The sequence below is a fragment of the Streptococcus sp. SI1 genome (genome assembly GCF_030439945.1).
Lineage (GTDB): Bacteria > Bacillota > Bacilli > Lactobacillales > Streptococcaceae > Streptococcus > Streptococcus intermedius.
On sequence record NZ_JAQFJE010000002.1, the window covers coordinates 78,667 to 90,862 of the forward strand.

Genomic DNA, 12,196 nt, shown 5'->3' on the forward strand with positions numbered 1-12,196 from the left:
TTATAATTTTTTGACCATGATCTATTTTTTGTTGTTGTAGAGTTTGACAACAAGAGGAAAGAAATTGTTGATTATGTAACACGAATTCGTGAACTAATACTTTCATTTACCGATAAACAGGATAAAAAAGCTGTTTTGTATCATTCAAGTTGAAAATTGCCTTTTAAATTTGAAAGGTTTTTTTGAAGCCTCTATTTATCGCTGCGGATTATTTAAAATTCTGATATAATGAAGATGTTAGAATACTGTAAGAAAGAGGTTTTCATGGCTACTATTCAATGGTTTCCAGGTCATATGTCAAAGGCTCGGAGACAAGTTCAAGAAAATATCAAATTTGTTGACTTTGTGACGATTTTAGTAGATGCGCGTTTGCCATTCTCTAGTCAAAATCCTATGTTGACAAAAATCGTGGGGGATAAGCCTAAACTCCTTGTTTTGAATAAAGCAGATTTAGCTGATGCCCATTTAACGAAAGAATGGCGAAGATATTTTGAAAATCAGGGCATCAAAACATTGGCTATCAATTCTAAAGAACAATCAACCGTAAAAAAGGTCACAGAAGCAGCAAAATCTTTGATGAAAGAAAAAATTGCTCGGCAAAAAGAACGTGGGATCCAAATTGAAACATTGCGGACTATGATTATCGGTATCCCGAACGCTGGTAAATCAACCCTGATGAACCGTTTAGCTGGGAAAAAAATCGCTGTGACTGGAAATAAACCAGGTGTTACCAAAGGTCAGCAGTGGCTCAAGTCTAATAAGGACTTGGAAATTCTAGATACACCAGGTATTCTCTGGCCTAAGTTTGAAGAGGCAGATATCGCTTTAAAACTTGCTTTGACAGGTGCGATTAAAGACGATTTGCTCTCAATGGATGAAGTTGCTATTTTCGGAATCAATTATTTTAAAGAACATTATCCTATTGAGCTTCAAGAACGCTTCAAGGCAATGAATTTAAAAGATGAAGCTCCTGAAATTATTATGGATATGACACAAAAATTAGGGTTTCGCGATAATTATGACCGGTTTTATCAGCTTTTTATCAAAGAGATTCGTGACGGAAAAGTAGGGCGATATACATTGGATATGCTGGGAGATTTGAATGGCAACGATTAAAGAAATTCAGAAACAGTTGGAACAAGTTACTGGTTTGGATGACCCATTTTTTAAAGAGCTGGCTCATGATGAGCGGACTGGGGTAAAGAAATTGGTTGTTAAGCGTCGCAAAGCAATTCAAGACGAGTATGAAGAAGAGGCTCGGTTGGAAAAAATGCTATGCTATGAAAAAGATTTGTATGCACAGGGTATAGAATGGATTGCCGGCATTGATGAAGTTGGTCGTGGTCCTTTGGCCGGTCCTGTTGTGGCTGCAGCAGTTATTTTACCTAAAAACTCTAAAATAAAAGGTCTCAACGATAGCAAGAAAATTTCTAAGAAAAAACATGAAACAATCTATCAAGAAGTGCTAAAGCAAGCGATTGCAATTGGCATTGGTATCAAAGATAATCAAGTTATTGATGAAGTGAATATCTATGAAGCAACGAAGTTGGCTATGATAGAAGCAGTTGGAAATCTTAAAATTACTCCACAACATCTTCTGATTGATGCCATGAAGCTAGATCTTCAAATACCACAGACATCTATCATCAAAGGAGATGCTAATTCACTCTCCATTGCGGCTGCTTCAATCGTAGCAAAAGTGACTAGGGATCGCATGATGACAGATTATGACTTAACTTATCCAGGTTATGACTTTGCACACAATGTTGGTTATGGAACTCAGCATCATTTAGAAGGATTGAAACGTAGAGGAATTACTCCTATTCATCGCAAAACTTTTGAACCAATTAAATCAATGATTAAAAAGATAGAAAACTGAAGATGATTATTAGTAAACTTTTAAACGACAATGTAGTCATTTCTGAAGAAAATCACCAATTATTTATCAAGAATGAAAAGGAAAATCAATGGCAACTGAATATGAAAAAATGATAGCGGGACAATTATATAATCCTCAAGATCCAGAATTACGCAGGCTTGTATCTCGTTCTCGCAAATTTCAATACACATTTAACGCAGAACGAGATGGCAAAAGAAGAAGTGCTTTAGTAAAAGAATGGCTTGGTTCTACTGGTGAAAGTATTTCTATGAAACCAAATTTTGTTTGCGATTATGGTCTCAATATACATTTAGGTGAGAATTTCTACTCTAATTGGAACATAACTATGCTTGATGTCTGTCCGATTACAATTGGAAAAAATGCAATGTTTGGACCAAATTGTCAGCTTTTGACACCTCTCCATCCTTTGAATGCACAAGACCGCCTATCTGGGGTAGAGTACGGTGCACCGATTACTATTGGTGCTAATTGCTGGGCTGGTGGGGGTGTAACGATTTTGCCAGGGGTGACACTAGGTGATAATGTCGTTATCGGGGCGGGATCAATTGTAACTAAATCTTATGGTGATAATGTTGTTTTAGCAGGAAATCCAGCTCGAATTATTAAAGAATTAGATAAAATGTAAAAAACGAGAAATTCTCGTTTTTTCATTTCTTTTACGAATAGTATCTTTGAAAGATATTAATGAAAGTAAAAGGAATGAAAAAATGAATAATTTTGATATTTATAAATTAAAAGAAGCCGGCTTGACAAACCAACAAGTTATCAATGTATTAGAATATGCTGAAATACATGAAAAAGATTTGTCTGCCAAAGGCATGGCAGTTGTTTCCGAATGCCGTAATCCTGCTCTTTTTATTGAAAAATATTTGCAGTTAGATGATGATTTATTACGTCAAGAATTTGAGAAATTCCCATCCTTTTCTATCTTGGACGATGTATATCCTTGGGATTTGAGTGAAATTTATAATCCACCCGTTCTTCTTTTTTATAAAGGTAATTTGGATTTGCTAAAATTACCTAAAGTGGCTGTTGTAGGAAGTCGGAATAGTAGCCGAGTAGGCAGTCAATCTGTTCAAAAGATTATTAAAGAGCTAAACAATGAATTGGTTATTGTGAGTGGTTTAGCACGCGGAATTGATACCTCGGCTCACATGGCAGCGTTGCAAAATGGTGGTCGAACAATTGCAGTTATCGGAACGGGCCTAGATGTGTTTTACCCAAGGGCGAATAAGAAACTCCAATCGTATTTGGGAGAACATCATCTAGTGCTTAGTGAGTATGGTCCTGAAGCAGAGCCATTAAAATTTCATTTTCCAGAGCGTAATCGGATTATAGCAGGATTGTGTAGAGGGGTTATTGTCGCTGAAGCTAAAATGCGCTCAGGCAGCCTTATTACTTGTGAGCGAGCAATGGAAGAAGGGCGAGATGTATTTGCTATTCCAGGGTCAATTTTAGATGGAAGAAGTGATGGCTGTCATCATTTGATTCAGGAGGGAGCAAAATGCATTACATCAGGGTCTGACGTACTTTCTGAATTCCAGTTTTAAAACAAGTTCTCCTATAAGAGAATGCTACTAGTTGACATCTTGAAAAAAATAGTTTAAACTCTATGAGGTTTATTACTTTTAGAAGGTGTTTAGATTGGCAACAAAAACAAAGAAAAAAATAACAGCTAAAAAAAATCTGGTGATTGTAGAGTCGCCAGCTAAGGCAAAAACAATTGAAAAATATTTAGGACGGAACTACAAGGTTTTAGCTAGCGTAGGTCATATTCGAGATTTGAAAAAATCTACGATGTCCGTTGATTTTGAAAATAATTATGAGCCAGAATATATCAATATTCGTGGAAAGGGTCCTCTTATCAATGATTTGAAAAAAGAAGCTAAAAAGGCTAAACAAGTCTATCTTGCGAGCGACCCAGATCGAGAAGGAGAAGCTATTTCTTGGCATTTGGCTCATATTCTAAATTTGGATGAACATGATAAAAATCGCGTTGTTTTCAACGAAATTACGAAAGATGCAGTTAAAAATGCTTTTAAAGAACCACGTCAAATTGATATGGATTTGGTAGATGCTCAACAAGCTCGTCGTGTACTTGACCGTATTGTAGGGTATTCTATTTCTCCGATTCTCTGGAAAAAAGTCAAGAAGGGGTTATCGGCTGGACGTGTACAATCTGTTGCTTTGAAGCTCATCATTGATCGTGAAAACGAAATTAATGCTTTTAAGCCAGAAGAATATTGGACGATTGATGGAACGTTCAAGAAAGGTGCTCGGCAATTTCAAGCAAGCTTTTATAGTATAAATGGCAAGAAAATGAAACTTGCTACCAACGATGATGTCAAAAATGTGCTTTCTCAAATCAAGAGTAATGAATTTACCGTAGAAAGTGTTGAGAAAAAGGAACGCAAGCGTCATGCTCCACTACCTTATACTACATCATCTATGCAGCAAGACGCTGCTAATAAAATCAATTTCCGAACTCGGAAAACTATGATGGTCGCTCAACAGCTCTACGAAGGAATCAATATTGGTTCGGGTGTGCAAGGTTTGATTACTTATATGCGTACAGATTCTACTCGTATTAGCCCAGTGGCTCAAAATGAAGCTGCGGCTTTTATTACAGAGCGTTTTGGCGAAAAATATTCTAAACATGGTAGTAGAATTAAAAATTCTTCTGGTGCACAAGATGCTCATGAAGCGATTCGTCCATCGAGTGTGTTCAATACTCCCGAAAATATTGCTAAATATCTAGATAAAGATCAATTAAAATTGTATACATTGATTTGGAATCGGTTTGTGGCTAGTCAAATGACAGCAGCGGTATTTGACACTATGAGTGTGAAATTAGAGCAAAATAGTGTTCAGTTTGCTGCAAGTGGTAGTCAAGTTAAATTTGACGGTTATCTAGTTATTTACAACGATTCTGATAAGAATAAAATGTTACCTGAGATGGAAAAAGGTGACATAGTGAAGCGAGTTAACACCAATCCTGAACAGCATTTTACTCAACCACCAGCACGTTATTCAGAAGCAACTTTAATTAAGACCTTGGAGGAGAATGGCGTTGGGCGTCCATCAACTTATGCACCAACGATTGAAACTATTCAAAAACGTTACTATGTAAAACTAGTTTCCAAACGCTTTGAACCAACCGAATTGGGAGAAATTGTGAATTCATTGATTATTGAATTCTTCCCAGATATTGTCAATGTGAAGTTTACCGCTGATATGGAAGCCAAATTGGATGATGTAGAAGTCGGAAAAGAACAATGGCAAAAGGTTATTGACGAGTTTTACCAGCCTTTTGAAAAGGAAGTAGCTAAGGCTGAGACTGAAATGGAGAAAATCCAAATCAAGGATGAGCCAGCTGGTTTTGATTGTGAAGTTTGTGGAAGTCCTATGGTTATCAAGTTGGGGCGTTATGGTAAATTCTATGCTTGTAGCAATTTCCCTGATTGTCACCATACTAAAGCTATTGTCAAAGAAATAGGCGTAGAGTGTCCTAAATGTCATCAAGGACAAATTATTGAGCGTAAAACCAAACGAAACCGCCTTTTCTATGGCTGCAATCGTTATCCAGATTGTGATTTCACGTCCTGGGATAAACCAGTTGGCCGCTCTTGTCCAAAATGTGGTCAATACCTTGTCGAAAAGAAAGTTCGTGGTGGAGGCAAGCAAGTTGTCTGCAGCAACGGGGATTACGAAGAAGAAAAAGTAAAATAGTTTTTACATAATTTATATTACGTAAAACAATCTTCTGAAGAAGAGGTACAGCTTTATGACAGATAAATTTGCAGAATTTCTAAAAATCGCGTCTCAACTGAACAAGATGGGAATTATTCCACTTCTGATGGGCTCCTTGGGGCTGGAACAGGTTACTGGACAAGATTGGCAAGCGCGTGATATTGATATTCATGTTCATGGTGATGAGCGTGGCTGGGAAGCACCAGATGAAGAACGTATTTATGATATGGACAAGATTGAGCCTACGATGGAGCGCTTGGGCTATCGCTTAGTCGATCTGCACGAGCATGAATTTCAAAAAGAAAGCTTATCTATTGAATTTGGGGTCATGGAAACCTTAGAGGCATTTTCAGGTGTGCCGTTAGAGAAGCTGACTCGAAAAGAAGTTGAAGGTGTTGAATTTCTACTGCCGACTGCGGAGCAGTTTTTAGCTATCTACCGTGCTTCTTCCAAAGATTCTTATCGAAATGAAAATAACAATCATAAGGATTTTGCTAAGATTGCTTACTTGAAAAAAATAGCAAAATAATGGACAGACGGGAATCCTCCTGTCTGTCTTTTTTACTTTGTTTTTGTTATAATGGTCAGAGTGAAAATCTAGAAATATCCAAGGGAGAGTATCATGTCATCATCCTATATCAATGTTATCGGTGCTGGTCTGGCTGGCAGTGAAGCAGCTTACCAGATTGCCAAGCGTGGCATCCCAGTCAAACTCTATGAAATGCGGGGTGTTAAGTCGACGCCTCAACACAAGACTGAGGACTTTGCAGAACTGGTCTGCTCCAACTCTCTGCGAGGCGATGCGCTGACCAATGCAGTTGGCCTACTAAAAGAAGAAATGCGACGGTTGGATTCAGTCATCTTAAAGTCAGCAGAAACGACTCGGGTGCCAGCAGGTGGTGCTCTAGCGGTTGATAGAGAAGGCTTCTCGCAGCTAGTAACGGAGCAAGTGACCAATCATCCATTGATTGAAGTTACTCGTGAGGAAATCACTGAAATTCCGGAGGATGCCATCACAGTCATTGCGACAGGACCGTTGACCAGCGATGCTTTGGCAGAAAAAATCCATGCGCTCAATGGAGGCGATGGTTTTTATTTCTATGACGCAGCAGCGCCAATCATTGATGTCAATACCATCGATATGACCAAGGTCTATCTCAAATCTCGTTATGATAAGGGCGAAGCGGCCTATCTCAACGCGCCGATGACCAAGCAAGAATTTATGGATTTCCATGATGCTTTGGTCAATGCCGAAGAAGCACCGCTCAATTCCTTTGAAAAAGAAAAATACTTTGAAGGCTGTATGCCTATTGAAATTATGGCCAAGCGAGGCACTAAAACCATGCTTTATGGTCCGATGAAGCCGGTTGGTTTAGAGTATCCAGATGACTACCAAGGGCCTCGAGATGGTGAATATAAGACGCCATACGCTGTGGTGCAGCTCCGTCAGGATAATGCAGCAGGCAGTCTTTACAACATCGTCGGCTTCCAAACTCATCTCAAGTGGGGCGAGCAAAAGCGGGTCTTTCAAATGATTCCTGGTCTTGAGAATGCAGAATTTGTCCGCTATGGTGTTATGCATCGAAACTCCTATATGGACTCTCCAAATTTGCTGGAACAGACTTTCCGATCTAAGAAACAGCCAAATATTTTCTTTGCAGGTCAAATGACTGGAGTTGAAGGCTATGTCGAATCAGCGGCTTCTGGTCTGGTTGCTGGTATCAATGCCGCTCGACTCTTCAAGGGTGAAGAAGCGCTTGTTTTTCCAGAAACAACAGCTATTGGCAGCTTGCCACATTATGTTACCCATGCTGACAGCAAGCATTTCCAACCTATGAATGTCAATTTTGGCATTATCAAAGAGCTGGACGGCCCTCGGATTCGTGACAAGAAAGAGCGCTATGAGAAGATTGCTGAACGAGCGTTGGCAGATTTAGAGACCTATTTAGATAAATAGACCAGCATTTTACTGAAAATCTCAAAAAAGTTAGGAAATCCCTAACTTTTTTGCTTAATTTATGATATAATAAATAAAATTTTTGAAAATAGAAAGTTTTCTGAAAATGAATAAATCCTATTTCTACCTCGATATGAAAACACATGAATTGATAGTTCCATACACCAAGCAAAAGCGACGTGTACGTGTTCTACTTCCTAAAAACTATGCCAAAGATACTAAAAAGACTTATCCAGTAGTCTATTTTCACGATGGGCAAAATATCCTTTACAGTAAGGAGTCTTACAGCGGTCATTCCTGGAAAGTAATTCCAACGATTAAGCGCAATCCAGATATTGAGAAAATGATTGTTGTGGCCATTGACAATGATGGACCACGGCGGATGGATGAATATTCTGCTTGGAAATTTGAGGAGTCCAATATTCCTGGTGTTCAGTTTGGTGGCAAGGGCACGGAGTATGCAGAGTTTGTTATGGATGTCGTCAAACCTTTTATTGACGAAAACTATCAAACTAAGGCTGACCGTCAGCATACAGCTATGATTGGGTCTTCATTGGGAGGCAATATTACCCAGTTTATAGGCCTTGAGTATCAGGAACGAGTCGGTTGTCTGGGTGTTTTTTCATCGGCTAACTGGCTCCATCAAGAAGCTTTTGACCGCTATATAGAGCGTCAGAAGTTACAATCTGACCAGCGGGTTTTCATTTATGTTGGAACAGAAGAAGCGGATGATACAGATAAGACACTTATGGCAGGTAATATCAAGCAAGCCTATATCGACTCCTCGCTCACTTATTACCGCCAGTTGATTGCTGCTGGTGTTAAACTTGACAATCTGCAAATCAAAATCCAGTCAGGAGCCATTCACAATGAGATAGATTGGGCAAAGAATTTGCCTGATTGTCTCCGTTTCATCAGTGAGAAGTGGTAAGATAAAAGGAGAAAGCGCATGTATGTAGAATTTTTAAGTCATTGGAGCGGCAATCTGGGGCGAGAAATGTATATAAATCGCTATGGCCATGCTGGTATTCCAGTAGTGGTCTTTGCTTCATCGGGTGGCAGTCACAATGAATATGCTGATTTCGGAATGATTGAGGCCTGCTCATGGTTTATCGAGACGGGGAAGATACAATTCTTTACTTTAAGTAGCGTAGATAGTGAAAGCTGGCTAGCTGACTGGAAGCATCCTCACGATCGAGCAGAAATGCATCGTGCTTATGAGCGATATGTCATCGAAGAAGCTATTCCTTTTATCAAATACAAGACTGGATGGTTTGATCCGATGATGACGACCGGTTGCTCTATGGGAGCTTATCACGCCGTTAATTTCTTCCTCCAACATCCAGATGTTTTCAATAAAGTGATTGCCCTTAGTGGAGTCTATGATGCTCGCTTTTTTGTCGGTGACAATCTGAATGATGAAGCAATTTATCAGAACTCGCCAGCTGACTATATCTGGAACCAAAATGATGGTTGGTTTATGGACCGTTACCGTCAAGCAGATATCATTATTTGTACCGGCCTAGGCAGCTGGGAACAAGACGGGCTTCCATCTTTCTATACTCTCAAAGAGGCTTTTGAGCACAAAAATATTCCAGCTTGGTTCTCTGAGTGGGGGCATGATGTGGGGCATGATTGGATATGGTGGCGTCAGCAAATGCCGTATTTCTTGAGCCAGTTAAATCTTTAAGATATCAAGTAGAGAGGAAATTTTATCATGAATTATATTGTTATTTCACCTTATTATCCGCAAAATTTTCAACAATTTACTGTTGAGCTTGCAAACAAAGGAATTACTGTTTTGGGCATTGGGCAGGAACCTTATGATCAACTAGATCAACCTTTGAAAAATGCTCTAACAGAATATTTTCGGGTGGAAAATCTTGAAAATCTCGACGAAGTTAAACGCGCTGTAGCATTCCTTTTTTACAAGCATGGGCCAATTGACCGTATTGAGTCGCATAATGAATATTGGTTGAATCAAGATGCTCAACTACGTGAACAGTTCAATGTTACTGGACCAAAACCAAAAGACTTAAAAAAGACGAAATTTAAGTCTGAAATGAAGAAACTCTTCAAAAGGGCAGGCGTGCCAGTCGTTCCAGGGCAGATTGTAAAAACCTTGCAGGCAGTTGACATGGCTATCAGTAAAATTGGACTTCCGATGATTGCGAAGCCAGACAATGGAGTTGGCGCAGCCGGAACTTATAAATTGGAAACCACTGAAGATGTTGAACAATTTAAACAAGAGTGGGATAAGCAAACCGTTTATTTCTTTGAAAAATTCGTTGACTCTGGACAAATTTGCACGTTTGACGGGTTACTAGATTCCAAAGGCAACATTGTATTTTCAACAACTTTTGATTATGCTTATACTCCTTTAGATTTAGTATTAAATCATTATGAAAATTCGTATTATATTATAAAAGACATGGAGCCTAAATTACGCCAATATGGTGAAGCTATTGTTAAAGTGTTCGGCATGAAAGAACGGTTCTTTCATATTGAATTTTTCCGTAATGGAAATGATTATATTGCTATTGAATACAATAACCGTCCCGCAGGTGCTTTTACTATTGATTTATATAACTTTGCGCATTCGATTGATCTTTATCGTGGATATGCAGCTATTGTAAACGGTGAACCTTTCCCACAGTCTCAAGTAGAAACACAATATGGCTTGGTGACCGCTCGTCGTTCAACCTCAAATTATGTATATTCAGAAGAAGAGTTGCGTGAAAAATACGGTGATAAATTAAAAGCAGTAAAAATTATGCCACAGGCTTTTGCTGACTTACAAGGAGATATTCATTATATTCTGACGACACCAAATCGATCTGAAGTCGATCAAATGATAGAGGATTTTGGAAAAAAGTAGAAAAACAATATGTTTTAGTTTGAATGGAATGAAATTTTAGAATTACACTCCCGAGGCCAAGCCAATTTAAGATCTTCTCATTCGTCAAAGCATTGGGACTATTATGTATAAAAGCAGAATCTAGGATGTAATAACTAAGAAATTACTGGTAAGGGATTTTTTGCGGAAATGTGTTGTTTTATACACAGAAGATACCGATCTATTTGAGGTCTGCGCCTCAAACTTTAATATTGTTGAAGAACTGCCTGATTTATGGAGATTTCAGGGGTATCAAGAACGTAGACGTAGCAGCAGTAGAAGACGTGCTACATGATATTAAAAATACAAATATGAAGATATTTTGAAAATTTTAAAACAATGCTGTTGTTATTGTGTGAGAACCTAAAAATTAGCTCTAACTTTTAATGTAAGAGCTAATTTTTGTAATTATTTTACTCCGTAAAATATTACATAATATTAGTTATGTAATATTTATAATTTATCTAATGCATTCTTTTGTTCATCATTAACGATATGGGTATAGAGGTCAGTGACCTGAGTGCTGGCATGTCCTAGCTGATGGCTGACCAGGACCTGGGACTTGGTCGCATCATAAAGCCTAGTAGCTAGAGTGTGGCGGAGTTTGTGAGGAGTCACTCGAACTTTAAAATTTTCAGAATACTTGGCAACCATTTTTTCTACACTAGATGCATCAATGCGATTGGGACCTCCTCTATATTCTGTCAAAAAGAAGGCAGTATCGGATTTTTCAGCTTTATAGCGTTTGGATCGAATCTCCAAATACCTTTCTAAATAAGGTTTAGCGAAAGATGCAATATTAACAGAATCTCTTTTCCCACCCTTACGAGTAACTTCAATGACCATTATTTTTAGATTGAGGTCTTTCAAATCAAGATTTACTGCCTCGGATAGACGAATACCAGATGCAAGAAGTAGTGCTATCATCGCCAAATCTCTCTCTTTATTTTTGTTGAAAGAGGAGAGGGCACGGTTAGATAAACTTTTAGGATATTCTTCATCAATATAATTCAAAAATTGTTCAGTTTCCGCGCCTAAAAAGAGTTTTTGTTTAATATTTTCAGCTCGTGCAGCTAAAGTTTCTTTCTTTTTCTTAGTGGACACTTTTTTCATAACATTACGGTAAAAGTAAGGCTCCCCATTCTCATTTTCCACCTCTTCAGTTAAATATTTATAAAGGCTAGAGAGAGCTGAAAGAGTGCGGTTAATAGTTGTTTGAGATACTCCGTTTTGTGTGGTATTAGCATTAAGCAGTGGTCGTTCTCGTAGGTAAAGGATAAATGATTCCATATCTTTTTTAGTCATATTTTCCAACACCGATAAAGGAATTTCTGCAATTTGTGAGCCATCAGCAATTCCAGAGTCTAAAATCCACTGAAAAAAACGATTGTATTCTTTAAGATATTCATATAAGGTTGTAAAACTGTATGGAACAGTTAATTTAGATTGATAATATTCCAAAACATACCAGGGTAGAATAGTCTTTAGTTTTTCAATTCTTTCTAAAAGTAGTTCACGCTTCATAAAGGATCTCCATTATTTTATTCTCTATAAGAAGTATAGCATAGCTCTATATTTTTTTCAAGAAAATTATAGTTTTTCGGAAAGATATTAGAGGGATTACCTATAAAACAATTATCCCAAAGATGTTATGTTGCTAGAATATATAAAAAAAATAAGCCGATGCGCTATT

At 38.1% G+C, this 12,196-nt stretch carries 11 protein-coding genes; 10 read left to right on the top strand and 1 reads right to left on the bottom strand.

Features of this window, described 5'->3' with window-relative positions; translation table 11 throughout:
* The first annotated feature begins 264 nt into the window (after nt 1-264).
* The 10 genes from ylqF (at nt 265) to PCY10_RS02635 (ending at nt 10,485) form a co-directional block, all read left to right on the top strand.
* Entirely contained in the window at nt 265-1,116 is an 852-nt protein-coding gene (ylqF, locus tag PCY10_RS02590; protein WP_021002708.1) for a ribosome biogenesis GTPase YlqF, read from the top strand.
* Nucleotides 1,103-1,879: a ribonuclease HII gene (locus PCY10_RS02595; RefSeq protein WP_021002709.1), complete on the top strand. Its 777-nt coding sequence runs from the start codon at nt 1,103-1,105 to the stop codon at nt 1,877-1,879. Before ylqF ends, PCY10_RS02595 begins: the two co-directional genes overlap by 14 nt.
* A gap of 88 nt (nt 1,880-1,967) precedes the next feature.
* Nucleotides 1,968-2,525 carry a sugar O-acetyltransferase gene (locus PCY10_RS02600; RefSeq protein ID WP_021002710.1) on the top strand — a complete coding sequence of 186 codons (558 nt, stop codon included), beginning with the start codon at nt 1,968-1,970 and terminating at the stop codon, nt 2,523-2,525.
* An 82-nt stretch (nt 2,526-2,607) separates the two neighbouring features.
* Nucleotides 2,608-3,450: a DNA-processing protein DprA gene (gene dprA / locus PCY10_RS02605; RefSeq protein ID WP_020998618.1), complete on the top strand. Its 843-nt coding sequence runs from the start codon at nt 2,608-2,610 to the stop codon at nt 3,448-3,450.
* 85 nt (nt 3,451-3,535) lie between these two features.
* Nucleotides 3,536-5,629 carry a type I DNA topoisomerase gene (gene topA, locus PCY10_RS02610; protein ID WP_112384696.1) on the top strand — a complete coding sequence of 698 codons (2,094 nt, stop codon included), beginning with the start codon at nt 3,536-3,538 and terminating at the stop codon, nt 5,627-5,629.
* A gap of 55 nt (nt 5,630-5,684) precedes the next feature.
* Nucleotides 5,685-6,179, top strand: a complete 495-nt coding sequence (locus PCY10_RS02615; RefSeq protein WP_021002712.1) for a hypothetical protein — start codon at nt 5,685-5,687, stop codon at nt 6,177-6,179.
* 93 nt (nt 6,180-6,272) lie between these two features.
* A complete protein-coding gene (gene trmFO, locus PCY10_RS02620) occupies nt 6,273-7,607 on the top strand; it encodes a methylenetetrahydrofolate--tRNA-(uracil(54)-C(5))-methyltransferase (FADH(2)-oxidizing) TrmFO (protein WP_021002713.1) in 1,335 nt (444 codons plus the stop codon).
* 106 nt (nt 7,608-7,713) lie between these two features.
* On the top strand, nt 7,714-8,538 hold the full coding sequence (locus PCY10_RS02625) for an alpha/beta hydrolase (protein WP_021002714.1): 825 nt from the start codon (nt 7,714-7,716) through the stop codon (nt 8,536-8,538).
* Nucleotides 8,539-8,556: 18 nt separating this feature from the next.
* On the top strand, nt 8,557-9,297 hold the full coding sequence (locus PCY10_RS02630) for an alpha/beta hydrolase-fold protein (RefSeq protein WP_021002715.1): 741 nt from the start codon (nt 8,557-8,559) through the stop codon (nt 9,295-9,297).
* 27 nt (nt 9,298-9,324) lie between these two features.
* A complete protein-coding gene (locus PCY10_RS02635; protein WP_021002716.1) occupies nt 9,325-10,485 on the top strand; it encodes an acetyl-CoA carboxylase biotin carboxylase subunit family protein in 1,161 nt (386 codons plus the stop codon).
* A gap of 471 nt (nt 10,486-10,956) precedes the next feature.
* Here PCY10_RS02635 and xerS read toward each other — a convergent pair whose 3' ends face one another.
* Nucleotides 10,957-12,027, bottom strand: coding sequence for a tyrosine recombinase XerS (xerS, locus tag PCY10_RS02640; protein ID WP_021002717.1), 1,071 nt, complete (start codon nt 12,025-12,027; stop codon nt 10,957-10,959).
* Between the last annotated feature and the right edge of the window lie 169 nt (nt 12,028-12,196).